This window comes from Geobacillus stearothermophilus ATCC 12980 (assembly GCF_030369615.1).
Lineage (GTDB): Bacteria > Bacillota > Bacilli > Bacillales > Anoxybacillaceae > Geobacillus > Geobacillus stearothermophilus.
In genome coordinates this window covers 2715238-2738249 of record NZ_CP128494.1, presented here as the reverse complement: position 1 = coordinate 2738249, position 23012 = coordinate 2715238, and the positions used below count along the sequence as shown (strand labels likewise).

Below are 23012 nucleotides of genomic sequence, written 5' to 3'. Positions count from 1 at the left end.
GAGGGTGTCCCAACGCAACGGGACACCCTCTCTTTTTAGGCATATTCTTGCAAAATGTCATCAAGCAACACGACAAGCCCATAGTAGATGAACGAAGCGGCGGTCACGGTCGGCATGGCGATGCGACGCCCGTCTTCCGTCGGCACGAGCGGGCGGGACAGTTTGCTGTCGATATGGACAGTGGCCAGCTCCGCCAAGCCCGGCTCGTCTTTGACGAGCGCTGAGACGGCAACCGTATCAACGCCGTGCCCCTGCAGCTGTTCCACGAGGCGGATCGCTTCGTTGTCGTTGGAAAAACGGGCGAATACGAGCGCCCGGTCCGTTTCGTTCCAATCGCCCACTTCCCTTGATTCGATGCGGGCCGCCTTTGGCAGCCGATCCGGACCGAGAAGCGCGGCGGTGACAACCGCGTCCAATTCGCCTGCTCCGTACAGCCAGATGCGCCCGTCGCCGACGACCGCCTGGGCGAGCAGACGCGCCCCGTCCTCAAGCGCCCACTCCTCGTCCGCCGCGATTTTTTGCAGCAACCCGATCGTTTGCGTCGCCAAAATTTTCATCACTTGGCCTCCTTTCTCCGCCATTATACAAAATCCGTAATGATCCGAAAAGCAAGCAGGAAATACGTTCAGGAAATGCGAAACATTAATAGGGAGAAAACAGGGAATAGAGGTGCATAAATGTGGGAAACAAAATTTTAATCGTCGACGACCAGTACGGCATCCGCATCTTGTTAAATGAAGTGTTTCAGCGGGAAGGGTACGTGACTTATCAGGCGGCCAACGGCATGCAGGCGTTGGAAATCGTCCGCAAACACCATCCCGACCTCGTGCTTCTCGATATGAAAATTCCCGGCATGGACGGCATTGAAATTTTAAAGCGGCTCAAAGACATCGACCCGGACATCAAAGTGATCATTATGACCGCGTACGGCGAGCTGGATATGATTCAGGAAACGAAAGAGCTTGGGGTGCTCATGCATTTTGCCAAGCCATTTGACATCGACGACTTGCGCGCCGCCGTCAAAAGCCATCTTTCTTCGTAAAGCTCTTTTTTGTGTCAGCTGCACTAACGAAGGGAATGGTTGCTGTTTTGCCGGCAAGTTGGTATGCTTATTAACGTAGATGCATTTCGCGCCTGTCGGCCTATGTTTCGCCATGGCGACAAAGACGATAATCAACTAAGGAGGATGGAACCATGTCGTTAGTATCGATGAAAGAGATGCTCAACGAGGCGCTGCGCGGCAAATATGCGGTCGGCCAATTCAACATCAACAACTTGGAATGGACGCAAGCGATTTTAGCGGCCGCCGAAGAAGAAAAATCGCCGGTCATTCTCGGCGTCTCCGAAGGGGCGGCTCGTTACATGGGCGGGTTTAAAACGGTCGTCAACATGGTAAAAGGCTTAATGGAAGACATGAACATCACCGTTCCGGTCGCCATCCATCTTGACCATGGTTCGAGCTTTGAAAAATGCAAAGCGGCGATCGATGCTGGGTTCACCTCGGTCATGATTGACGCCTCCCATCATCCGTTTGAGGAAAACGTCCGCATTACCTCACAAGTCGTAGAGTACGCCCATGCGCGCGGCGTCTCGGTTGAAGCCGAGCTCGGCATTGTCGGCGGGCAGGAAGATGACGTCGTCGGCGAAGGCGTCATTTACGCCGATCCGAAAGAATGTGAAGAACTTGTCAAACGGACAGGCATCGACTGCCTTGCTCCGGCGCTCGGTTCGGTGCACGGCCCGTACAAAGGGGAGCCGAAGCTCGGGTTTGCCGAAATGGAGCAAATCCGCGATTTGACCGGCATTCCGCTCGTTTTGCACGGCGGCACCGGCATTCCAACTGAACAAATTCAGCGCGCCATTTCCCTTGGCACATCGAAAATCAACGTCAATACGGAAAACCAAATCGCCTTTACCAAAGCGGTCCGTGAACTGCTTGCCAAAGACCCGAACGTCTATGATCCGCGCAAAATTATCGGTCCGGGCCGCGACGCGATCAAAGCGACGGTCATCGGCAAAATGCGTGAATTCGGCTCGTCCGGAAAAGCGGCGCAATAACGAGCAAACGGCAAGATCGGCCTGGCAGGCAGCTTTCGGTCGTCACCCGGGCTTGCCTGCCTGCGTCCAAATAATGACAAGGAGGGATACGTAGTGAAATTTTTCATTGATACCGCCAATTTGGAAGAAATTAAACACGCCCATGAGCTCGGCATTTTGGCCGGCGTCACGACCAACCCGAGCTTAGTGGCGAAAGAAAACGTTTCGTTCCATGACCGGCTGCGCGAAATTACATCCATCGTCTCCGGTTCGGTGAGCGCCGAGGTCATTTCGACCGATGCGGCCGGCATGATTGAGGAAGGAGAAGAGCTGGCGAAAATCGCTCCGAACATTACCATTAAAGTGCCGATGACGCCGGAAGGGTTAAAAGCGGTAAAAACGTTCAGCGAAAAAGGCATTAAAACGAATGTGACGCTCGTGTTTACCGCCAACCAGGCGCTATTGGCGGCGCGCGCCGGCGCGACATACGTTTCTCCGTTCCTCGGCCGCCTCGATGACATCGGCCATAATGGCTTAGAGCTCATTTCCACGATTGCGGACATTTTCAACATTCACGGCATCGAAACGGAAATCATCGCAGCTTCGATCCGCCACCCGCACCATGTGACGGAAGCAGCGTTGCGCGGGGCGCACATCGCCACCGTCCCGTACAAAGTGCTGATGCAATTGTTCCACCATCCGCTCACCGATCAAGGAATCGAGAAGTTTCTTGCCGACTGGAATCGGCAACAATGAAAATAAGGCGTTTGCCTCTAAAGGCAAGCGGGCTCACCCCGCCCGGCCTTGTCTTCTCATCCGAAAGGTGAAGCCACTTCCGAGCAAAGAAGGGAGACGACGATGGATAAAATCAAAATCATCGGCGGGGATCGGCTGCAGGGAACAATCAAAGTGAGCGGCGCGAAAAACAGCGCGGTCGCCTTGATTCCGGCAGCGATTTTGGCCGAGTCGCCGGTGACGATCGAAGGATTGCCGGACATTTCCGATGTGCGCATTTTAGGAAGCTTGATCGAAGAAATCGGTGGTTCGTTTTCATTTGACGGCAAGAAGGCGGTCATCGACCCGACGAACATGGTTTCCATGCCGCTTCCGAACGGAAAGGTGAAAAAGCTGCGCGCCTCCTACTATTTGATGGGCGCGATGCTCGGACGCTTCAAAAAAGCGGTCGTCGGCCTGCCGGGCGGCTGCCACCTCGGACCGCGCCCGATCGATCAGCACATTAAAGGGTTTGAAGCGCTCGGCGCCACCGTTACGAACGAGCAGGGCGCCATCTATTTGCGCGCTGAGGAGCTTCGCGGAGCCCGCATTTTTTTGGACGTCGTCAGCGTCGGCGCGACGATCAACATCATGCTGGCGGCGGTGCGCGCCAAAGGGCGGACGATTATCGAAAACGCGGCAAAAGAGCCGGAAATCATTGATGTGGCGACGCTGCTCTCCAACATGGGCGCGAAAATTAAAGGCGCAGGCACCGATGTCATCCGCATCGACGGCGTCGAAAAATTATCGGGCTGCCGCCACGCCATCATTCCGGACCGGATTGAAGCCGGCACGTACATGATTGCCGCTGCAGCGATGGGCAATGAAGTCGTCGTCGACAACGTCATCCCGCAGCACGTCGAATCGCTGACGGCCAAACTGCGCGAAATGGGCGTGCGCGTCGAGACGGGAGAAGACCAAATTCTCGTCTGCGGCTCTGATGTTTTGAAAGCGGTTGACGTCAAGACGCTCGTCTACCCCGGTTTCCCAACCGATTTGCAGCAGCCGTTTACCGCCTTATTGACAAAAGCGAACGGCACAAGCATCGTCACGGATACCATTTACAGCGCCCGCTTCAAACACGTCGATGAGCTGCGGCGCATGAACGCCAACGTAAAAGTGGAAGGCCGCTCGGCCATTGTCACCGGCCCGGTCCAATTGCAAGGGGCGAAAGTGAAGGCGAGCGATTTGCGCGCCGGGGCCGCGCTTGTGATTGCCGGACTGATGGCTGATGGGGTGACGGAAATTACCGGCGTCGAGCATATCGACCGCGGCTACAGCGGCTTAGTCGAGAAGCTGTCCGCACTCGGCGCCGTCATTTGGCGCGAAAAAATGACCGATGAAGAAATCGAGCAAGTGAAAAACGCGTAACGTCCAGTCGACAAAGGGGAGAGGGAGAACGACGATGGAACGAAGCTTATCGATGGAACTCGTGCGCGTCATCGAAGCGGCGGCGCTTGCCGCCGCCCGCTGGATGGGGCGCGGGAAAAAGAATGAGGCTGATGACGCCGCGACGTCGGCGATGCGCGATGTGTTTGACACCGTGCCGATGAAAGGGACGGTCGTCATCGGCGAAGGGGAGATGGACGAAGCGCCGATGCTGTATATCGGGGAGAAGCTCGGCAACGGCTACGGTCCGCGCGTTGACGTCGCCGTTGACCCGCTTGAAGGGACGAACATCGTCGCGTCCGGGGGCTGGAACGCCTTGGCGGTCGTCGCGGTCGCTGACCACGGCCATTTGCTTCATGCGCCCGATATGTACATGGAGAAAATCGCCGTCGGCCCGGAAGCGGTCGGCATGATTGATATTGAGGCGCCGATCATCGACAATTTAAAAGCGGTGGCGAAGGCGAAAAACAAAGATATTGAAGACGTCGTCGCGGTTGTTCTCAACCGTCCGCGCCATGAGCGTCTCATTCATGAGCTGCGTGAAGCCGGCGCCCGCATTAAGCTCATCAATGACGGCGATGTCGCCGCCGCCATTAACACGGCGTTCGACCATACCGGCGTTGACATTTTGTTCGGCTCGGGCGGCGCGCCGGAAGGAGTGCTCGCGGCGGTTGCGTTAAAATGCCTCGGCGGCGAGCTGCAAGGAAAACTGCTGCCGCAAAACGAGGCCGAGCTCGAGCGCTGCAAGAAAATGGGCATTGACGTCAACAAAGTGCTGCGCATGGACGACCTGGTGAAAGGGGACGACGCCATTTTTGCCGCCACCGGCGTCACGGACGGCGAACTGTTGCGCGGCGTTCAGCTCAAGGGGGCGTACGGCCTCACCCACTCGGTCGTCATGCGCGCCAAATCCGGCACCGTCCGCTTTATCGAAGGGCGGCACAGCTTGAAGAAAAAACCGAATTTGGTCTTTAAGTGAGACGTTCCGCCGACGGGCCGGAGCGCCTACACCGCTCATTGGAATCAAACGACAACAATCCCGCGGCTTTCCTTTCCATCCGTCTTGGCGGCGCCGGCATCGAGAGGCGCCGCTTTGCCCGGAACGAAAAAAAGATTGATTAAAAAGCGGAAAAAAGGGTAAAATAGTCGTGTTGCTTATGCAAAAATAAGCTCTGCCATTCTACTTCATTTCAGCCTTCATTATCTTCTTATACGAAATGATCCCTTCGCCTGTCGAACGATGCCCGAACAAAAACGATGGGAGAATAGGAAACTTTGCAAAGTGTGGTGTCAAAATGGACTTAACGTTAGCGGCTTTAGAAAACATGAAGCTCAAAGAGCTGTATGAGCTCGCCAAGCAATACAAAATTTCTTATTACAGCAAGTTGACGAAAAAAGAGCTTATTTTTGCCATTTTGAAAGCACGTGCCGAACAAGACGGCCTCTCGTTCATGGAAGGCGTTCTCGAAATCATTCCGTCGGAAGGATTCGGTTTTTTGCGTCCGGTCGGCTATTCCCCGAGCTCGGAAGACATTTACATTTCCGCTTCCCAAATCCGTCGTTTTGATCTGCGCAATGGAGACAAAGTATCCGGCAAGGTGCGGCCGCCGAAAGAGAACGAACGCTACTTCGGCTTGCTTCATGTCGAAGCGGTCAACGGCGAAGACCCGGAAATCGCCAAGGAACGCGTCCACTTTCCGGCGTTGACACCGCTTTATCCGAACCGGCAAATGAAGCTCGAAACGACTCCGGACAAGCTGTCGACCCGCATCATCGACTTGATCGCGCCGGTCGGCTTCGGCCAGCGCGGATTGATCGTCGCGCCGCCAAAAGCTGGGAAAACGATGCTGCTGAAAGAAATCGCCAACAGCATTACGACGAACCATCCAGATGTCGAGTTGATCGTCTTGCTCATTGACGAGCGGCCGGAAGAAGTGACCGACATTGAGCGGTCGGTGCAAGGAGAAGTCGTCAGCTCGACGTTTGACGAGGTGCCGGAAAACCATATCCGGGTGTCTGAACTCGTCCTGGAGCGGGCGATGCGGCTTGTTGAACATAAGCGCGATGTCGTCATTTTGATGGACAGCATCACGCGCCTCGCCCGCGCGTACAACCTGGTCATTCCGCCGAGCGGGCGCACGCTCTCGGGCGGGATCGATCCGGCGGCGTTTCATCGGCCGAAGCGCTTTTTCGGCGCGGCGCGCAACATTGAAGAAGGCGGCAGCTTGACGATTTTGGCGACCGCCCTCATCGACACCGGGTCACGCATGGATGACGTCATTTACGAAGAGTTCAAGGGGACGGGCAACATGGAGCTCCATCTCGACCGCTCGCTCGCCGAGCGCCGCATTTTCCCGGCCATCGACATTCGCCGCTCCGGGACGCGCAAAGAGGAGCTGCTCATCCCGAAAGAACATTTAGAAAAACTGTGGGCGATTCGCAAAACGATGGCCGACTCGCCGGATTTTATCGAGCGGTTTTTGAACAAACTGCGCCGCACAAAATCAAACGAAGAGTTTTTCGCGCTGCTTGAGCAAGAATGGAGAAACGGCGGCCCGCTTCGCCTATAACAAGCTGGCGGAATTTGTCGGGAATCGCCCGTTGCAAATGAGCGGAAAAGCTGTTATAATCTTAACATGTGTGTTTGGACCAACATCGATGTGTTCATACGATGAACCGTCTGCACCGGCCGGGCCGCTTCCGCGAAGCCCCGGCCGTTCCATGCGCGGCGCCCGGCCAAACCGGGAGAAGTCTTGGCTTGGCTGAGCCCGCGCGAACGAATAACTCTGTTTCGATGAGATACAGGGCGGAAGGAGATGAAAACGATGAAACAAGGGATCCATCCAGCGTACAAAAAAGTAATCGTCCGCTGCGCATGCGGAAACGAGTTCGAAAGCGGTTCGGTCAAAGACGAACTGCGCGTTGAGATTTGCTCGGAATGCCATCCGTTCTTCACGGGCAAACAAAAATTCGTTTCGGCAGCGGGCCGCGTCGATAAATTCAATAAAAAATACGGCCTTAAGTAATCAAGGACGGACGAAAGCAGGCAAGCGGTGCGCTTGCCTGCTTTTTCGTGAAACTAGATGGACGGCCCCTGTCGCCAGGGCGCCCCGGCCGTTTTGGCCTGGCCTGGCAGGGGCGCTCATCGTTTCGATGACAGTGTGGAGCGAAAGGAGAGGGCCCGATGTACGTGATGACGCAGTCCGGCTGGCTCGAAGTCATTTGCGGCAGCATGTTTTCCGGCAAATCGGAAGAGCTGATCCGCCGCATCCGCCGCGCTCAGTTTGCCAAACAGGAAGTGAAGGTATTCAAACCAACGATCGACAACCGTTACCGCGAAGATGCCGTCGTGTCGCATAACGGCAATTCGGTGATCGCCATTCCGGTCGCGACGCCTGCGGAAATGTTTCGTTACATTTCCGCCGCCACCGATGTCGTCGCCATCGATGAAGTGCAATTTTTTTCTGATGACATTATCGACGTCGTCCAAACGCTCGCCAACCGCGGCTATCGCGTCATCGCCGCCGGGTTGGATCAAGATTTCCGCGGCGAACCGTTTGGGCCGGTGCCAGCGCTGATGGCGATCGCCGAGTCGGTGACGAAGCTGCAAGCGGTATGCACGGTGTGCGGCTCCCCGGCCAGCCGGACGCAGCGGCTCATTAACGGGGTGCCTGCCTCTTATGATGATCCGGTCATTTTGGTCGGCGCCAGCGAAGCGTACGAACCGCGCTGCCGCCATCACCATGAAGTGCCGGGCAAACCGAACAAATGGTACGGCCGCCCGCTTTCCGAACGGGCAGGCGAATGAAGGCGTACATATTCTTGCCTGTTGCGGACATCCTAACAGCAGGGAGGAGAAATGATGAAACGCATCTGGCTGTTAGGGGTTGTTTTGCTTCTTTCTGCCTGCTCGCTCAACCCAGATCACCCGTCCTACCGTCAGCAAAGCGAAGACAAAAACGGCACGCGGCTGATGACGGACGGACGGCCGAAAATCGATGCCGACCGCGACTTGTACAACAACTTTGACGATCCGGAAAAAACGCGGCAAAATCCGAACTTCATCAGTTTGACCGAAGGAAGCGAAAATCAGCGCGCCGATACGCGCAAAGCAATGCAGCTGATCGAGCGGCACACCGACTATCGCCCCGTTTCCGTTTGGTTTCACGGCGGCAATATGTATGTCACCGTCGATGTGCCGGATGAGTTGTCTGCTGCAGAGCGGCGGCGCGAGGCGAGCCGCATCGACAAATTGTTGACAAAAGCGATTCCGACATACGAAATTGTTGTGCGCTTGAACTAAAAGCTCCCGCTTGCGAACAGCGGGAGTTTTTGTTTGGCCTTTTTTCATGATATAATTTGAAATTAGACTGTGTGGAAAAACAGAGGTGAGTGATGTGTTTGACCGGTTGGAAGCTGTCGAACAACGGTATGAGAAGCTGAATGAACTTTTAATGGATCCGGAAGTCATCAATGATCCGAAAAAACTGCGCGATTATTCGAAAGAGCAGGCTGATTTGGCGGAAACGGTGCAAACGTACCGTGAATACAAATCGGTTCGCGACCAACTCGCGGAAGCGAAGGCGATGCTTGAGGAAAAGCTCGATCCGGAGCTGCGGGAGATGGTGAAAGAGGAAATTGACGAGCTGGAAGAACGGGAAGAGGCGCTTGTTGAAAAGCTGAAAGTGCTGCTTTTGCCGAAAGACCCGAACGATGAGAAAAACGTCATTATGGAAATCCGCGCGGCCGCCGGCGGTGAAGAGGCAGCGCTGTTTGCCGGCGACTTGTACCGGATGTATACGCGCTATGCGGAATCGCAAGGGTGGAAGACGGAAGTGATCGAAGCGAGCCCGACCGGCCTCGGCGGCTATAAAGAAATCATTTTTATGGTCAACGGAAAAGGCGCATATTCGAAGCTCAAGTTTGAAAACGGCGCGCATCGCGTCCAGCGCGTCCCGGAAACGGAGTCAGGCGGGCGCATCCATACGTCGACGGCGACGGTCGCCTGCCTGCCGGAGATGGAAGAAATCGAAGTCGAAATCAATGAAAAAGACATTCGCGTCGACACGTTCGCCTCAAGCGGACCGGGTGGGCAAAGCGTCAACACGACAATGTCGGCCGTGCGCCTCACCCATATTCCGACCGGCATTGTTGTCACGTGCCAAGACGAAAAATCGCAAATCAAAAACAAAGAAAAAGCGATGAAAGTATTGCGTGCCCGCATTTATGACAAGTACCAGCAAGAAGCGCGCGCCGAATATGACCAAACGCGCAAGCAGGCAGTCGGCACCGGCGACCGTTCCGAGCGCATCCGGACGTACAACTTCCCGCAAAACCGCGTCACGGACCACCGCATCGGATTGACGATCCAAAAGCTCGATCAAGTGCTCGATGGCCACCTCGACGAAATTATCGAGGCGCTCATTTTGGACGATCAGGCGAAAAAATTGGAGCAAGCGAACGATGCGTCGTAACGTCCACGAAGTCCTCGCCTGGGCTTCTTCTTTTTTGCGCGCCCATGGAAAAGAAGAACGGGCGGCGGAGTGGCTGCTGTGCCATCATTTGGCCGTCGATCGGGCCGGGCTGTTCGCCCGCTGGCGGGAGCCGGTTGAGGAAGCGTTGTACGAACGGTTTGCGGCCGATGTGCGTCGCCATGCGATGGAGCATGTGCCGATTCAATATTTGATTGGCTATGAATGGTTTTATGGACGGCCGTTTCTCGTCAACCGCCACGTGTTGATCCCGCGTCCGGAAACGGAAGAGCTTGTGCTCGGGGTGCTCGAGCGCCTTCCCCGCCTGTTTGCCGGCCGCCGACGGATCGATGTCGTTGATGTCGGCACCGGTAGCGGGGCGATCGCCATCACGCTGGCGCTTGAAAACGAGCGGCTGTCCGTGACCGCTACCGACATTTCCAAAGAAGCGCTCGCTGTCGCCAAGGAAAACGCCGAACGGCTTGGCGCGCGCGTCGCATTTCGATGCGGCGATTTGCTGCAGCCGTTTATACAAGGCGGACAGACGGTTGATGTTGTCGTGTCCAACCCGCCGTACATCCCGGAGATGGATGCGGCGGTCCTTTCGCCTGTCGTAAAAGAGCATGAGCCGCATACGGCGCTGTTTGGCGGCCGCGATGGGCTTGACTTTTACCGCCGCTTTGCCCGCGAGCTCCCGCTTGTGCTCGGTGTCCCTTCGCTCGCGGCATTTGAAATCGGCGCCGGGCAGGGAAAAGCGGTGGCGGCGCTCTTGGCTGCAGCGTTTCCAGATGCTGAGATTGAGGTCGCCGTTGATTTGAACGGCAAAGAGCGGATGGTATATATGACAAGAAAAAAATTAGATTGATAGGTTTAAAATGAAGCGGCGCCGTCCACAATGGAAGATGAAAGGACGGTGCCGATCATGGTGATCAAGGGACATTCGCTCGCGATTTGTTTATATATCACTCTATTAATCACAGGTGTGCTCATTAACTTGTACGGCCAGCAGACGAACGCCGGGGCAAACGCCGTTGTCGCCATTCCCGATGAGGCGATTCGCCTGCGCATCTTGGCGAACAGTGACGCCGACAAAGATCAACAGCTAAAGCGAAAAGTGCGCGATGCGGTCAATGCGCAAATCAACGGCTGGGTGGCGGAGCTTACGTCGGTGGACGAAGCGAAGCGCGTCATCCGCTCGCACTTGCCGGAGATCGAGCAAACAGTCGCCCGCGTGCTTCGCGAAGAGCAAAGCAGCCAGTCGTACCATGTGCAGTTTGGCTCAGTTCAGTTTCCGACGAAAGTGTACGGCAATTATGTGTATCCAGCCGGCACGTATGATGCCCTTCTCATTACGCTCGGGGAAGGAAAAGGGGCAAACTGGTGGTGCGTCTTGTTTCCACCGCTTTGTTTTCTCGATTTTTCCAACGGCGATGCGGTCATGATGGCGGCGAACCGATCGCCCGCCGGAACGAATGAACCGGTGTCGGCTGAGAGCGTCCGGTCAATGGAAGCCGGGTCGACGCAAAACAGCGAGGCCGCCGAAGCGGAAGCTGAGGCGATGCGAAGCGGCGAGCAGGCCATCGAGCAGGACGAACCGAAAGAGGAGAGGGATGCGATGGCGGAAACCGAAGATCGCGCCGCTTCGTCCATCCATGCGGATGGCGAGAAGGACAAAGGGGACACGGATGATCAAGAATCGTCCTTCGTCGTCATGGCCGAGCCGGAACAGCCGGTGGAAGTCAAATTTTTCTTCAAAGAATGGCTCAGCCATCTCATTCCATAAGCATCTATCCACAAAGTTATCCACAAAAATAACAAGTTTATTCACAATTTGTGTATAACTGTGGAAAGAAATCGGGCGGCGATCTGACGCTTGTAAAAAAATCCGCCATTTTCAAGATGAATCATGGAGAAGGTGAAACGAGTGAAAACACGTGTTTGGATTGTGGATAATATTGTTGATAAACAGCAAGTTTATCCACAAATACGAGAGGCGGCCGAATGGCTGCGGGCGGGGGAAGTAGTCGCGTTTCCGACCGAAACGGTGTACGGTTTAGGAGCGGATGCCGCCAATACGGCGGCAGTGGAGAAAATTTTTGAAGCCAAAGGGCGGCCAAGCGACAACCCGCTCATCGTCCACGTCGCCAGTCGTGCGCAAGCGGAGGCGGTCGCCACGCCGCTTCCGCCAGTGGCTGAGACGTTAATGGAGCGGTTTTGGCCGGGGCCGCTCACCCTCGTTTTGCCGAAACGAGCGGGGGCCGTGTCCGAGCGAGTGACGGCCGGGCTGCCGACGGTGGCGGTGCGCATGCCGGATCACCCGCTGGCTCTGGCGTTGATCGAGGCGAGCGGTCTGGCGCTTGCCGCTCCAAGCGCGACCGCTCCGGCAGGCCGAGCCCGACGACAGCCGCGCACGTGCTCGCGGACTTAAACGGGCGAATCGCTGGGGTGATTGACGGCGGTCCGACGGGCATTGGCGTGGAATCGACCGTGCTCGACTGCAGCGGGGACGTGCCGGTGATTTTGCGTCCGGGCGGGGTGACAAAAGAAATGTTAAGCGAAGTGATTGGTCATGTCGCCGAGGCGGCCGGCGGCGGGGACGAACAGGCAGCGCCGAAAGCGCCCGGCATGAAATATACGCATTATGCCCCGAAAGCGCCGCTTTGGATTGTCGCCGGCCCACCGGCGTTTTTGCAGCAGCTCGTGGACGAAAGCCGGGCGGAAGGGAAAACGGTCGGCGTGTTGACGACCGAGGAAAACAAGGACCGGTATGCGGCCGATGTCGTGCTGCCGTGCGGAACGCGCCAGGCGCTTGAGACGGTCGCGAGCCGGCTGTACGACACGCTGCGCCGATTTGATGAAACGAACGTCGATCTCATTTACAGCGAGGCATTTCCGGAAGAAGGCCTCGGCGCGGCGATTATGAACCGGCTGCGCAAAGCGGCCGGGGGGCGCGTGATCAGCGGCTAGATGATGGATGACGCGGCCGGCAGGCGAGAAAAAGCGGCGCCGTCGGGCTGAACCGGCAACAAAACGGAGACGGTTTGGGGGCGGTCTATCTTTCATCCGCGCGGCTCGCAACAAAATGGAGACGGTTTTCAAGGGCGGTGGCAACGGCCTTTGGAAATCGTCGTTTTTTTGTCCATCGCTGCTTTGCCGGGCTGCGGCCGTTCCGTGGGCGTGCAGGGCGGGACAACGCCGCCATTCGCCTTTGGGTTGGCAGGAAGCGGCTGGGCCACGCGCCGCTTCTAAAGAGCTCCGGACGCGCATATGCTAGCAGTAAGGCCAGTCCGGGAGGGAAGAGAAATGGGCGCGTTAATCGGCGAGATCATCGCCTTGTCGCTGATGGCGCTGGCGTTAGGGATGGATGCTTTTTCGGTCGCCCTAGGGATGGGGCTGCTGCGCCTTCGGCTCCGGCAAATTTTTTATATCGGGGTGACGATCGGGTTATTTCATATTGTAATGCCGCTAATCGGCATGTTGGTCGGCCGTTTGTTGTCGCGCGAGTTTGGAAGCATCGCGACATATGCAGGCGGGGTGCTGTTGCTATGGCTGGGCGCGCAGATGATTATGGCTTCGTTCCAGCGGGAGGACGGGTCGCAACTATTTCCGCACGGCGCCGGGCTGCTTTTTTTTGCGTTCAGCGTCAGCCTAGACAGCTTTTCCGTCGGGCTGAGCCTCGGCATTTTCGGAGCGCGGACGATGGTGACGATTTTGCTGTTTGGCCTGTTCAGCACGGTGCTGACATGGCTTGGGCTCTTTGTCGGCCGCCATTTTCAACAATGGCTCGGCTCGTACAGCGAAGCGCTCGGCGGCAGCATTTTGCTCGCGTTCGGGCTGAAGCTGCTTTTTTCTTAACAAACGGGGCGGACCGGTTTTTTCTTCCCAGTCGGGGAAAAAGCGGGCTGCCTGCTTTTTTTGCTCTTTTCCCTATGGTATATTGATGGTAAGTCATTGATGTGAAGAGGTGGTTGTATGCCATATCGCATTTTGTTCGTTTGCACGGGCAATACATGCCGGAGCCCGATGGCCGCTGCGCTGCTGGAGAATAAGCAGCTGCCAGGCGTCGAGGTGAAATCGGCCGGCGTGTTTGCGGCGGAAGGGAGCGAGGCGTCGGTTCACGCCAAGATGGTGTTGAAGGAAAAAGGAATCGAAGCGGCCCACCGCTCCTCGCAGCTGAAAAAAGAGCATATCGACTGGGCGACGCACGTGCTGGCGATGACATCCGGCCATAAAGACATGATCGTCGAGCGTTTCCCAGAAGCGAAGGACAAAACGTTTACATTGAAGCAGTTCGTCTCGGGAACAGACGGCGACATCGCCGATCCGTTCGGTGGGCCGATTGAAGTGTACCGGGCGGCGCGCGATGAGCTGGAGACGCTCATTGACCGCTTGGCGGAAAAGTTGCAAACAGAACAATGAGGTAAAGAAGTGAGGGAGAACACAAATGGGGGGGACAAGTCATCGGTTCGGTTTGCGCCTGAAGCTCGTCGTCTTTACGACAGCGTTGGCGCTGATCACGTATTCAACGAGCGCCTTTTTCTTGTACGTTTTGTATGATCAGTGGTTCGCCTCATGGAACAAAAGCGTGTTCACGATGATCGTGTTGCTCCTTGGCATCTTTTGGTCCGGAGTGCTTGCCTATTTGGCCGCTGGCTGGATTACAAGGCCGCTGCAACGGCTCGAGGAAGCGGCGGCAAAGGCGACAGAAGGGCATATCGATGAGGATGTTCCGCTGCCCTCTTCCCATGACGAAATTCGCTCGCTGGCTGTCGCGTTCAACCGGATGCTCGGCCATTTGCGCGCCGTCGTCGCCAATGTGGAAGAGAGCGCAGCGCGCACGACGGAAAAGACGGTGGAAATGAGGCAGGCGTCCGAAACAGCGTCAAGCCGTGCACGCGATATTGCAGCGACGATTGACGACATTTCCAAAGGGGCGGCGTCTTCGGCCGAGGCGATCCAAGAAGCGGCTGCGGCGGCCGAGGATGTGCTTGCCATCGCCGTGCAAGTCAAAGAAACAGCCGAGCGAGCGGAACAGTCGGTATATGGGATGGCCGAAACGTTGAAGGCAAGCCGCGATATCACCGATTCGCTCATTAGCGGCATCGATCAGCTGGCTGACGATCAAGAACGGTCGCGGGCGGCTGTCAAGCAGCTCGAAGCACACGCCAATCAAATCGGCAACATTACGTTGCTTGTCGCGGACATCGCCGAACAGACGAACTTGCTTGCGCTCAATGCTTCCATTGAGGCAGCCCGCGCCGGCGAGCACGGCCGGGGGTTTGCGGTTGTCGCCGAGGAAGTGCGCAAGCTGGCGGATGAGAGCGCCAAGGCGGTCAAGAAAATCGCGGAACTGGTCGGCAACATTAAAAATGAAGTCGCCCGTGTGGTGGCGCAAATGGACAAGCAGGTGGCTGCTGCCAACGCTGAGGCGGCGAAAGGGGAGCGCACGAATGAGGCCATTGCGGCCATGGCGGCCTCAGCTGATGAAGTGATCCGCGCCGTCCATGACATCGCTGAGCTGGCGAAGCGTCAAATGGGGCATATGGAGCGGGTCGCGGCGCAAACGCAAGAAGTGGCGGCGATTGCTGAGCAGACGTCCGCCGGCGCGCTCGAAGTGGCGGCGGCGACCGAGGAGCAGGCTGCATCGATCAACGATGTGCATCAACTGGCTGGCGAGTTGGTGGAACAGGCCGAACAATTGCAGGAGGCTGTCGCCCGGTTTCGCACCCGTTGATGCACAGGCAAATATGATTTGTCGAAAGGAGGAAGGGCGATTCCTCCCTGGCTTTCGCTATCACGGCGAAGCCTAGGGTTCCTCGTCCGAATGTGATGAAAGTTGCGATTGCTTCTGACCATGGCGGAGTTCGCATTCGTGAAGAAATTAAAGCACTGTTGGATGAAATGGGAATCGAGTACACCGATTTCGGCTGCGATTGTGAAACATCGGTCGATTATCCGGATTACGCGCTCCCTGTCGCGGAAAAAGTGGCGCGCGGCGAATTTGACCGCGGCATTTTGATTTGCGGCACCGGCATCGGTATGACGATTGCCGCCAACAAAGTGAAAGGGGTGCGCTGCGCCCTTTGCCACGACGTCTACAGCGCCAAGCTGACGCGCATGCATAATGACAGCAACATTCTCGCGATGGGGGAGCGCGTCATCGGCCCCGGCCTGGCGCGCGAAATCGCCAAGGCATGGCTTGAGACCGAATTTGAAGGCGGACGCCATGCGCGGCGAATCGGCAAAATCGCCGACTATGAAAACAAGCATTTGTAGGCAGAACCAGGGCCGCATCGGAGCGGATGCGGCCTGTGGGCCATAAGCGAAAGGTGTGGGCGTCTAGCTTCATGAGGGCAGCAGCGCAAAGGCTGGGAATCCGGCGATGTTCACAACAAACGCCGTTCATCTTTCGCGAATCATTGGTGAAAATACTATATAATAATAGATGCAATTTAAAGCTTTAACATTTTTCGTTTTGACCGGTCATTTCATCCAACTGTCGAGTGACCGAACAACACCGCTTAAAGACCCATGAATGGGTCTTTAAGCGAGTCGTGGTTCGGTCTTCCGTCACGCCTTAGCGTGACGGAGGCAAGCCTACGGCTTGCCTTCGACAGTCAAAAATGGATGAGCCACTTTTCCGTCAAGGATATGTTAAACGATTTCGTTGCATCTATATAGAAGGCCATTGAAAAACAGCCGTTTTTTGAAATGGATGATTCTAAAGTGAAGGAAGAGCAGCATGTATAAGGTTTCTCCATTTGAAAAGCAATGTGATGGAGCCGCATTTTCCGTTACATCACTAGACTTCTAGTGTTCGTCAAGGATCGTGTGGGGCACACCGTGCGAAGGAGGAAAAGGAATGGACGCCCGATTGACCGAATGGCGGCAGCAATGGCAAGCCATCTTGCATGAGTTTCGCAAACAGGCTCCGCTTGGCCGCGGCGATGTCGTTGTGATCGGCTGCAGTACGAGCGAGGTACTTGGCGAGCGGATCGGCACGGCTGGATCGATGGACGTTGCCGCCATGCTGTTTGCCGAGCTTGACGCGTGGCGGCGCGAAACCGGCATTGCGCTCGCGTTTCAATGTTGTGAACATTTAAATCGGGCGCTTGTTGTCGAACGGGAAACCGCCAAAACTCACGGGCTGGAGATCGTTTCGGTCGTTCCGGTGCCGAAAGCGGGTGGGGCGATGGCCGCCTACGCCTATCGAAAGTTCGCTGACCCGGTCGTTGTCGAGGCGATTCGCGCCGATGCCGGCATTGACATCGGCCATACGCTCATCGGTATGCATTTGAAGCCGGTTGCCGTTCCCGTGCGCGTTTCGGTGAAGCACATTGGATCGGCGTGCGTGACGCTGGCGAAGACGCGGCCAAAGCTGATCGGTGGCGCCCGCGCCGTCTATACGTTAGAAAACCCGAACAATTTCTGTTCTTTCTAACAATTTCATTCATTTTTCCTTTGAACTTGCCTAGCTGAAGCTGATAAAATAAAAACGAATATTCACTGATTTCGCATAAGGGGGAGCTATTGATGAACTACTTGCCACAACAAGATCCGCAAGTGTTCGCGGCCATTGAGCAAGAGCGGAAACGGCAGCATGCCAAGATTGAGCTCATCGCCTCGGAAAACTTTGTCAGCCGCGCGGTGATGGAAGCGCAAGGATCGGTGCTGACGAACAAATACGCGGAAGGCTATCCGGGCCGCCGCTATTATGGCGGCTGCGAGTACGTAGACATCGTCGAAGAGTTGGCGCGCGAGCGGGCGAAGCAATTGTTCGGGGCGGAGCATGCGAACGTCCAGCCGCATTCGGGGGCGCAGGCGAACATGGCCGTTTATTTCACCGTTCTTGAGCACGGCGACACGGTGCTTGGCATGAATTTGTCGCACGGCGGCCATTTGACGCACGGCAGTCCAGTCAACTTCAGCGGTGTGCAATACAACTTTGTCGCATACGGCGTCGACCCGGAAACCCATGTCATCGATTATGACGACGTGCGCGAGAAAGCGCGCTTTCATCGGCCGAAGCTGATCGTCGCCGGCGCGAGCGCCTATCCGCGCATTATCGATTTCGCCAAATTCCGGGAAATCGCTGATGAAGTCGGCGCCTATTTAATGGTTGACATGGCCCATATTGCCGGTCTTGTTGCGGCAGGTCTCCATCCGAACCCGGTGCCGTACGCCCATTTCGTTACGACGACGACGCATAAAACGTTGCGCGGTCCGCGCGGCGGGATGATTTTATGCCAGGAGCAGTTCGCCAAACAGATCGACAAAGCCATTTTCCCTGGCATTCAAGGCGGGCCGCTGATGCATGTCATTGCCGCCAAGGCGGTGGCGTTCGGCGAAGCGTTGCAGGACGACTTTAAAGCGTACGCGAAGCGCGTTGTCGATAACGCCAAACGACTTGCCTCCGCCCTGCAAAACGAAGGGTTCACCCTCGTATCCGGCGGCACGGACAACCATTTATTGCTTGTCGATTTGCGCCCGCAGCAGCTGACCGGAAAAACGGCGGAAAAAGTGTTGGATGAAGTTGGCATTACAGTGAATAAAAACACCATTCCGTACGATCCGGAAAGCCCGTTTGTCACGAGCGGCATTCGCATCGGCACGGCTGCGGTGACGACGCGCGGCTTCGGATTGGAAGAGATGGACGAAATCGCCGCGATCATCGGCCTTGTGCTGAAAAACGTCGGCAGCGAACAAGCGCTTGAGGAAGCGCGCCAACGCGTCGCCGCTTTGACGGAAAAGTTTCCGCTCTATCAAGACTAAGCGCCGCCGCTTCGTCCGAAACCGTACGGTGCACCGCCTCCGGATTTGGCGGTGCGCCTTTTTCCGTTCGTTCGGCAGTTGAATAGGCGCTCGTTTTCCAGTAGAATGTATAGAAGTGTAGTGCATACATACGGAAGAGGAGAGTTGACCCATGGGAAAAGTGTACGTCTTTGATCATCCGCTCATCCAGCATAAATTGACCTACATTCGCGACAAGAATACGGGCACGAAAGAATTTCGAGAGCTTGTCGACGAAGTGGCGACGTTGATGGCGTTTGAAATTACACGTGATCTGCCGCTTGAGGAAGTCGAGATCGAAACCCCCGTCAGCAAAGCGAAAGCGAAAGTAATTGCCGGCAAAAAGCTCGGCGTCATCCCGATTTTGCGCGCCGGCATCGGCATGGTTGACGGCATCCTGAAGCTCATCCCGGCGGCGAAAGTCGGCCATATCGGCTTGTATCGCGATCCGGAAACGTTAAAGCCGGTCGAATATTACGTCAAGCTGCCGAGCGATGTCGAAGAGCGCGATTTTATCATCGTCGACCCGATGCTCGCAACCGGCGGATCAGCGGTGGCGGCGATCGATGCGCTGAAAAAGCGGGGTGCGAAAAGCATTAAATTTATGTGCCTGATCGCGGCGCCGGAAGGGGTTAAAGCGGTGGAAACCGCGCACCCGGATGTGGACATTTACATCGCTGCCCTTGATGAGCGGTTGAACGACCACGGCTATATTGTCCCTGGTCTTGGCGACGCCGGCGATCGGCTGTTTGGCACGAAATAACCCGAAGCAGGCCGTTGCCCGTACGGTCGAAAGAGGGGGCCGTGTCCATACCCATCAAGTTAAGAATTTTGGTCTTTGTGCATCGTCAAAAACACGGTATCCTTTCTAACGAACACTCCACGTTAGAAAGGATTTTTTTCATGGAAAAACAAATGAAAGCATGGATTCAAACCATTCGTCAACTCTTTTCTCCCGAAGAATGAACCCGTCTCGCACGGAAAACAGGCTTTATCCGGCGGCAGCGTTCGTTAACGGCGGAAGCCTTTCTGACTCTCTGTGCATGGGGATGTTTCAAGCTCGGATGTATTGGCATCAAAAGGAAGACATTGAAATCAGTGAACGGAAAGCGCTCGATCTTCTCCAATCGTATTGGCACCAGTTGCTTTTGCGTTCGCATATGGCGGAAATCAACCTTTTCTCTCTCCTTTCCCTGTTACGAAAACATGCCAAGAAAGGTCGAAGGAAAGGGGAAGAAACGGCATCAGATATCGTAACGAAATTAGAGATATGGTAGAATTAGATATGGATATAAATACCAAACACCCCTCTTCTGGAGGGGGATTTGGTATGCCCAATAATGGATGTGATCCCCATCATTCACTGCGGGGATGAACACGAGTATCGTCTTAAAAATTTTATACCGCTAAACTTGACGGGTGTGGGGGCCGCGTCCAAACGGGGCCCCCTCTTTCGACATCGAAACAGGGACGCGTCCAGAGTGAGTCGGTTGCTGTAGGCAGGGAAGTGTCCAAAAAAATATATCATTATACACCATTTTTGTGAAAAGAAAATGAGGAATTGTCCCAAATTATTAATATTTACTCTGTGTGAATGATGTTTTATGTGGGAACACATTGACATTGACCAAGCGGTATTGTATGCTTACAATAGGTAGATGCTTACAATTAGGTAGATTGAGAAGGTTTTCACTGTCGGAAATGATCTCTGGTCTAAACGGGCGAGGTATGGTAACCATTATGAAAAAAAATAACCGTCATCCTTTTCGGGCCATCGGCTTGATGTCAGCGATCACATCACAGCTAGTCGGCTGTACATTAGTTGGTTTATTTGGCGGCAGATGGGTTGACCGACAATTGGACAGTGAACCGCTTTTCCTTGTTATTGGTTTGTTGCTCGGCTTAGCAGCGGGAGTGTTCGCCACGCTGAAAACAATTCGGCGTTTTTTTGGGGAATAAGAAACAATGATTGATAGGATCATAAAACGAATACAAAAGCAATCGTCGGTGCTAATGGTAGGTTATGCGGTAGGATGGATATTGACCAGTTATGAAGCGTGGTTTTTTAGTTTGCTCATTGGAACAGCAACAGGGCTGTACAGCATTCGCTTGCTGGCCCGGCGTGTCATAAAAGCAGGAGAAGCGATGGCCGAGGGACGGCGCCCTCCTTCGCTTGGGACCATGATTCGATTTGCGCTGGTTGCCGCCGTTGCGCTGTTTGTGTCCCGGTATCCCCAACATTTGTCCGTTATGCCGGTCGTCATCGGCTTGGCCACCCCATATATCCTATTGGTAGCAAATCATTTTTTACATAATGACTAATCAGCTGTGTAGAAAGCGAGGTGAGAGAGGATGGAGCATAAAGCGCCGCTTGTCGAATTTTTAGGCCTTACGTTTAATTTATCTGATATGTTGATGATTACGATCACCTGTTTGATCGTTTTCATCATTGCTGTTGCGGCTACTCGCTCGCTTCAGTTGCGCCCGACGGGGATGCAAAACTTTATGGAGTGGGTCTTTGACTTTGTTAGAGGCATCATTAACAGCACAATGGATTGGCAAACGGGCGGCCGCTTTTTGACGCTGGGGGTCACGCTCATCATGTATGTGTTTGTGGCCAATATGCTTGGACTGCCGTTTTCCGTCCATGTCAACGGCGAACTTTGGTGGAAATCGCCAACCGCGGATGCGACCGTTACGTTGACGCTGGCGGTGATGGTCGTCGCCCTCACCCACTACTATGGGGTGAAAATGAAAGGGGCATCCGACTATTTGCGCGATTACACCCGTCCAGTCGCCTGGTTGTTCCCACTTAAAATCATCGAAGAGTTTGCCAACACGCTGACGCTCGGTTTGCGTCTTTTCGGGAACATTTACGCCGGGGAAATTTTGCTTGGCTTGCTCGCCAGCCTTGGCACGCATTACGGTGTGCTTGGCGCTGTTGGCGCAGCCATTCCGATGATGGTGTGGCAAGCGTTCAGTATTTTTGTCGGAACGATTCAGGCGTTCATTTTTACGATGTTAACCATGGTTTATATGGCTCATAAGGTCAGTCATGACCATTGAGCATTCCTTATCATTTCATTAAGGACTTGAAACATTACTTTAACATGGTGAAGGAGGATCTATCAACATGAGTTTGGGTGTACTTGCAGCTGCGATTGCGGTAGGTTTAGGGGCGTTAGGCGCCGGCATCGGCAACGGATTGATCGTCAGCCGTACCATCGAAGGGATTGCTCGTCAACCAGAATTGCGTCCGGTTTTGCAAACGACGATGTTCATCGGGGTCGCGTTGGTTGAGGCGCTTCCGATCATCGGTGTCGTCTTCTCGTTCATTTACTTAGGTCGATAAGAAATCGATATGGAAAGTGATGGCGAAGTTCGTGTCAACGACCACCTTCGCCATTCCTTTATGTGCGGTTTTGCGAGACCGCGTCGGTGCGATAGCTGTCGAAAGGAGTGAAACGCGGTGTTGTGGAAGGCAAACGTATTGGTGCTCGGCGAAGCGGCGCATGGCATCAGCGGCGGCACGATTATTTACCAATTGCTGATGTTCATTATTTTGCTGGCCTTGTTGCGCAAATTCGCTTGGCAGCCGTTAATGAATATCATGAAACAACGTGAAGAACATATCGCGAACGAAATCGACCAAGCGGAAAAACGCCGCCAAGAAGCGGAAAAACTGCTGGCAGAGCAGCGTGAACTGATGAAGCAATCGCGTCAAGAAGCGCAAGCGCTCATCGAAAATGCGCGCAAGTTTGCCGAAGAGCAGAAAGAACAAATCGTCGCCTCGGCCCGTGCGGAAGCGGAACGGGTGAAAGAAACGGCGAAACAAGAAATCGAGCGCGAAAAAGAACAGGCAATGGCCGCGCTCCGCGAACAAGTGGCGTCGTTGTCTGTCTTCATCGCTTCGAAAGTGATTGAAAAAGAGTTGACCGAGCAAGATCAACGCAAGCTGATCGAAGCGTACATCAAAGACGTTCAAGAGGCAGGAGGAGCGCGATGAACCAAGAAGTGATCGCCAAACGGTATGCATCCGCTTTGTTCCAAATCGCGCTCGAACAACAGCAGCTTGACTGGATCGAGGAAGACGTCCGCGCCGTACGCCAAGCGTTGGCGGAAAACGGCGAGTTTTTATCTCTTCTTTCCAACCCGAATCTTTCTTTAGAAAAGAAAAAAGCGCTTGTTCGTGAAGTGTTCGCCGGCGTTTCTGCTCCGGTGAAAAACACGCTTTTGCTTCTTCTTGAGCGCCATCGCTTCGGCCTTGTGCCTGAACTGGCCGATCAGTTTATCGCCCTTGCCAACGATGCGCGCGGCATCGCTGAAGCGATCGCCTATTCGGCGCGCCCGTTGACGGACGAAGAACTGCAGGCGCTTTCTGACGTGTTTGCCAAAAAGGTTGGCAAAGCAACGCTCCACATTGAAAATATCGTCGAGCCGGAACTGATTGGCGGCGTGAAGCTGCGCATCGGCAACCGCATTTATGACGGCAGCGTCAGCGGGCAGCTTGAACGGATTCAGCGGCAGCTCATTGGTTAACATTTGGAGACA

At 55.0% G+C, this 23012-nt stretch carries 26 protein-coding genes and 1 pseudogene; 26 read left to right on the top strand and 1 reads right to left on the bottom strand.

The features are described 5' to 3' along the window. Positions 1-35: 35 nt before the first annotated feature. The gene (locus QSJ10_RS14875; RefSeq protein ID WP_049626034.1) at positions 36-557 is read right to left on the bottom strand and encodes a DUF2529 domain-containing protein; all 522 of its coding nucleotides are present in this window, start codon (positions 555-557) and stop codon (positions 36-38) included. Between the two features lie 122 nt (positions 558-679). Here QSJ10_RS14875 and QSJ10_RS14870 point away from each other — a divergent pair, with 122 nt between their 5' ends. The 26 genes and pseudogenes from QSJ10_RS14870 to QSJ10_RS14745 all read left to right on the top strand — a co-directional run bounded on the left by QSJ10_RS14870 (position 680) and on the right by QSJ10_RS14745 (position 23000). Then, the gene (locus QSJ10_RS14870) at positions 680-1042 is read left to right on the top strand and encodes a response regulator (RefSeq protein ID WP_049624645.1); all 363 of its coding nucleotides are present in this window, start codon (positions 680-682) and stop codon (positions 1040-1042) included. A 152-nt stretch (positions 1043-1194) separates the two neighbouring features. After that, complete coding sequence (locus QSJ10_RS14865; RefSeq protein WP_049626035.1) at positions 1195-2058, top strand: class II fructose-bisphosphate aldolase; 864 nt, start codon at positions 1195-1197, stop codon at positions 2056-2058. Between the two features lie 93 nt (positions 2059-2151). Then, positions 2152-2793: a fructose-6-phosphate aldolase gene (fsa, locus tag QSJ10_RS14860; protein WP_033008413.1), complete on the top strand. Its 642-nt coding sequence runs from the start codon at positions 2152-2154 to the stop codon at positions 2791-2793. Positions 2794-2895: 102 nt separating this feature from the next. After that, complete coding sequence (murA, locus tag QSJ10_RS14855; protein WP_053532730.1) at positions 2896-4182, top strand: UDP-N-acetylglucosamine 1-carboxyvinyltransferase; 1287 nt, start codon at positions 2896-2898, stop codon at positions 4180-4182. A 34-nt stretch (positions 4183-4216) separates the two neighbouring features. Next, positions 4217-5179, top strand: a complete 963-nt coding sequence (gene glpX / locus QSJ10_RS14850) for a class II fructose-bisphosphatase (protein WP_053532731.1) — start codon at positions 4217-4219, stop codon at positions 5177-5179. Positions 5180-5495: 316 nt separating this feature from the next. Next, complete coding sequence (rho, locus tag QSJ10_RS14845) at positions 5496-6770, top strand: transcription termination factor Rho (protein ID WP_049625378.1); 1275 nt, start codon at positions 5496-5498, stop codon at positions 6768-6770. Positions 6771-7025: 255 nt separating this feature from the next. Next, on the top strand, positions 7026-7226 hold the full coding sequence (gene rpmE, locus QSJ10_RS14840; protein WP_008880715.1) for a 50S ribosomal protein L31: 201 nt from the start codon (positions 7026-7028) through the stop codon (positions 7224-7226). Positions 7227-7384: 158 nt separating this feature from the next. Further along, on the top strand, positions 7385-8008 hold the full coding sequence (locus QSJ10_RS14835) for a thymidine kinase (RefSeq protein ID WP_053532732.1): 624 nt from the start codon (positions 7385-7387) through the stop codon (positions 8006-8008). A gap of 54 nt (positions 8009-8062) precedes the next feature. Beyond that, positions 8063-8503 (top strand): hypothetical protein, encoded by a 441-nt coding sequence (locus QSJ10_RS14830; protein WP_033008404.1) that lies wholly within the window; start codon positions 8063-8065, stop codon positions 8501-8503. 94 nt (positions 8504-8597) lie between these two features. After that, positions 8598-9674, top strand: a complete 1077-nt coding sequence (gene prfA, locus QSJ10_RS14825; protein ID WP_033008402.1) for a peptide chain release factor 1 — start codon at positions 8598-8600, stop codon at positions 9672-9674. Next, the gene (gene prmC / locus QSJ10_RS14820) at positions 9664-10536 is read left to right on the top strand and encodes a peptide chain release factor N(5)-glutamine methyltransferase (protein WP_033017325.1); all 873 of its coding nucleotides are present in this window, start codon (positions 9664-9666) and stop codon (positions 10534-10536) included. Before prfA ends, prmC begins: the two co-directional genes overlap by 11 nt. 30 nt (positions 10537-10566) lie before the next feature. Further along, positions 10567-11454: a stage II sporulation protein R gene (gene spoIIR, locus QSJ10_RS14815; RefSeq protein WP_033017324.1), complete on the top strand. Its 888-nt coding sequence runs from the start codon at positions 10567-10569 to the stop codon at positions 11452-11454. Between the two features lie 123 nt (positions 11455-11577). After that, positions 11578-12638, top strand: a pseudogene (locus QSJ10_RS14810) (L-threonylcarbamoyladenylate synthase). A gap of 336 nt (positions 12639-12974) precedes the next feature. Further along, positions 12975-13526, top strand: a complete 552-nt coding sequence (locus QSJ10_RS14805; protein ID WP_033017319.1) for a manganese efflux pump MntP — start codon at positions 12975-12977, stop codon at positions 13524-13526. A 117-nt stretch (positions 13527-13643) separates the two neighbouring features. After that, the gene (locus tag QSJ10_RS14800; RefSeq protein ID WP_033017317.1) at positions 13644-14090 is read left to right on the top strand and encodes a low molecular weight protein arginine phosphatase; all 447 of its coding nucleotides are present in this window, start codon (positions 13644-13646) and stop codon (positions 14088-14090) included. Between the two features lie 25 nt (positions 14091-14115). Beyond that, on the top strand, positions 14116-15405 hold the full coding sequence (locus QSJ10_RS14795) for a methyl-accepting chemotaxis protein (RefSeq protein WP_053532733.1): 1290 nt from the start codon (positions 14116-14118) through the stop codon (positions 15403-15405). Between the two features lie 95 nt (positions 15406-15500). After that, positions 15501-15947 (top strand): ribose 5-phosphate isomerase B, encoded by a 447-nt coding sequence (gene rpiB / locus QSJ10_RS14790; RefSeq protein WP_025949616.1) that lies wholly within the window; start codon positions 15501-15503, stop codon positions 15945-15947. Between the two features lie 586 nt (positions 15948-16533). Beyond that, complete coding sequence (locus QSJ10_RS14785) at positions 16534-17112, top strand: TIGR01440 family protein (RefSeq protein WP_049625224.1); 579 nt, start codon at positions 16534-16536, stop codon at positions 17110-17112. 92 nt (positions 17113-17204) lie between these two features. Beyond that, positions 17205-18443 carry a serine hydroxymethyltransferase gene (gene glyA / locus QSJ10_RS14780; protein WP_053532734.1) on the top strand — a complete coding sequence of 413 codons (1239 nt, stop codon included), beginning with the start codon at positions 17205-17207 and terminating at the stop codon, positions 18441-18443. Between the two features lie 151 nt (positions 18444-18594). After that, positions 18595-19224 carry a uracil phosphoribosyltransferase gene (gene upp, locus QSJ10_RS14775; protein WP_033017312.1) on the top strand — a complete coding sequence of 210 codons (630 nt, stop codon included), beginning with the start codon at positions 18595-18597 and terminating at the stop codon, positions 19222-19224. A gap of 977 nt (positions 19225-20201) precedes the next feature. Further along, positions 20202-20420 carry an AtpZ/AtpI family protein gene (locus QSJ10_RS14770; RefSeq protein ID WP_033008425.1) on the top strand — a complete coding sequence of 73 codons (219 nt, stop codon included), beginning with the start codon at positions 20202-20204 and terminating at the stop codon, positions 20418-20420. Positions 20421-20426: 6 nt separating this feature from the next. Next, a complete protein-coding gene (locus QSJ10_RS14765) occupies positions 20427-20783 on the top strand; it encodes an ATP synthase subunit I (RefSeq protein WP_053532764.1) in 357 nt (118 codons plus the stop codon). Between the two features lie 30 nt (positions 20784-20813). Next, a complete protein-coding gene (gene atpB / locus QSJ10_RS14760) occupies positions 20814-21527 on the top strand; it encodes a F0F1 ATP synthase subunit A (RefSeq protein WP_015376063.1) in 714 nt (237 codons plus the stop codon). Positions 21528-21594: 67 nt separating this feature from the next. Continuing rightward, positions 21595-21813: a F0F1 ATP synthase subunit C gene (gene atpE / locus QSJ10_RS14755; RefSeq protein WP_011232830.1), complete on the top strand. Its 219-nt coding sequence runs from the start codon at positions 21595-21597 to the stop codon at positions 21811-21813. Positions 21814-21933: 120 nt separating this feature from the next. Then, positions 21934-22467 (top strand): F0F1 ATP synthase subunit B, encoded by a 534-nt coding sequence (locus QSJ10_RS14750; protein ID WP_183084009.1) that lies wholly within the window; start codon positions 21934-21936, stop codon positions 22465-22467. Continuing rightward, positions 22464-23000, top strand: coding sequence for a F0F1 ATP synthase subunit delta (locus QSJ10_RS14745; protein ID WP_033017479.1), 537 nt, complete (start codon positions 22464-22466; stop codon positions 22998-23000). The genes QSJ10_RS14750 and QSJ10_RS14745 overlap by 4 nt, the downstream gene beginning before the upstream one ends. Positions 23001-23012: the final 12 nt, after the last annotated feature.

Bases quoted from the DNA above. Each gene is read 5' to 3' on its own strand.
- atpE (WP_011232830.1), top strand. From the start codon at position 21,595: ATGAGTTTGGGTGTACTTGCAGCTGCGATTGCGGTAGGTTTAGGGGCG.
- QSJ10_RS14745 (WP_033017479.1), top strand. From the start codon at position 22,464: ATGAACCAAGAAGTGATCGCCAAACGGTATGCATCCGCTTTGTTCCAA.
- spoIIR (WP_033017324.1), top strand. From the start codon at position 10,567: ATGGAAGATGAAAGGACGGTGCCGATCATGGTGATCAAGGGACATTCG.
- rpiB (WP_025949616.1), top strand. From the start codon at position 15,501: ATGAAAGTTGCGATTGCTTCTGACCATGGCGGAGTTCGCATTCGTGAA.
- glyA (WP_053532734.1), top strand. From the start codon at position 17,205: ATGAACTACTTGCCACAACAAGATCCGCAAGTGTTCGCGGCCATTGAG.
- QSJ10_RS14835 (WP_053532732.1), top strand. From the start codon at position 7,385: ATGTACGTGATGACGCAGTCCGGCTGGCTCGAAGTCATTTGCGGCAGC.
- prmC (WP_033017325.1), top strand. From the start codon at position 9,664: ATGCGTCGTAACGTCCACGAAGTCCTCGCCTGGGCTTCTTCTTTTTTG.
- QSJ10_RS14865 (WP_049626035.1), top strand. From the start codon at position 1,195: ATGTCGTTAGTATCGATGAAAGAGATGCTCAACGAGGCGCTGCGCGGC.
- QSJ10_RS14800 (WP_033017317.1), top strand. From the start codon at position 13,644: ATGCCATATCGCATTTTGTTCGTTTGCACGGGCAATACATGCCGGAGC.
- rho (WP_049625378.1), top strand. From the start codon at position 5,496: ATGGACTTAACGTTAGCGGCTTTAGAAAACATGAAGCTCAAAGAGCTG.
- glpX (WP_053532731.1), top strand. From the start codon at position 4,217: ATGGAACGAAGCTTATCGATGGAACTCGTGCGCGTCATCGAAGCGGCG.
- QSJ10_RS14805 (WP_033017319.1), top strand. From the start codon at position 12,975: ATGGGCGCGTTAATCGGCGAGATCATCGCCTTGTCGCTGATGGCGCTG.
- murA (WP_053532730.1), top strand. From the start codon at position 2,896: ATGGATAAAATCAAAATCATCGGCGGGGATCGGCTGCAGGGAACAATC.
- rpmE (WP_008880715.1), top strand. From the start codon at position 7,026: ATGAAACAAGGGATCCATCCAGCGTACAAAAAAGTAATCGTCCGCTGC.
- QSJ10_RS14795 (WP_053532733.1), top strand. From the start codon at position 14,116: ATGGGGGGGACAAGTCATCGGTTCGGTTTGCGCCTGAAGCTCGTCGTC.
- atpB (WP_015376063.1), top strand. From the start codon at position 20,814: ATGGAGCATAAAGCGCCGCTTGTCGAATTTTTAGGCCTTACGTTTAAT.
- QSJ10_RS14875 (WP_049626034.1), bottom strand. From the start codon at position 557: ATGAAAATTTTGGCGACGCAAACGATCGGGTTGCTGCAAAAAATCGCG.
- QSJ10_RS14765 (WP_053532764.1), top strand. From the start codon at position 20,427: ATGATTGATAGGATCATAAAACGAATACAAAAGCAATCGTCGGTGCTA.
- QSJ10_RS14770 (WP_033008425.1), top strand. From the start codon at position 20,202: ATGAAAAAAAATAACCGTCATCCTTTTCGGGCCATCGGCTTGATGTCA.
- QSJ10_RS14830 (WP_033008404.1), top strand. From the start codon at position 8,063: ATGAAACGCATCTGGCTGTTAGGGGTTGTTTTGCTTCTTTCTGCCTGC.
- upp (WP_033017312.1), top strand. From the start codon at position 18,595: ATGGGAAAAGTGTACGTCTTTGATCATCCGCTCATCCAGCATAAATTG.
- QSJ10_RS14785 (WP_049625224.1), top strand. From the start codon at position 16,534: ATGGACGCCCGATTGACCGAATGGCGGCAGCAATGGCAAGCCATCTTG.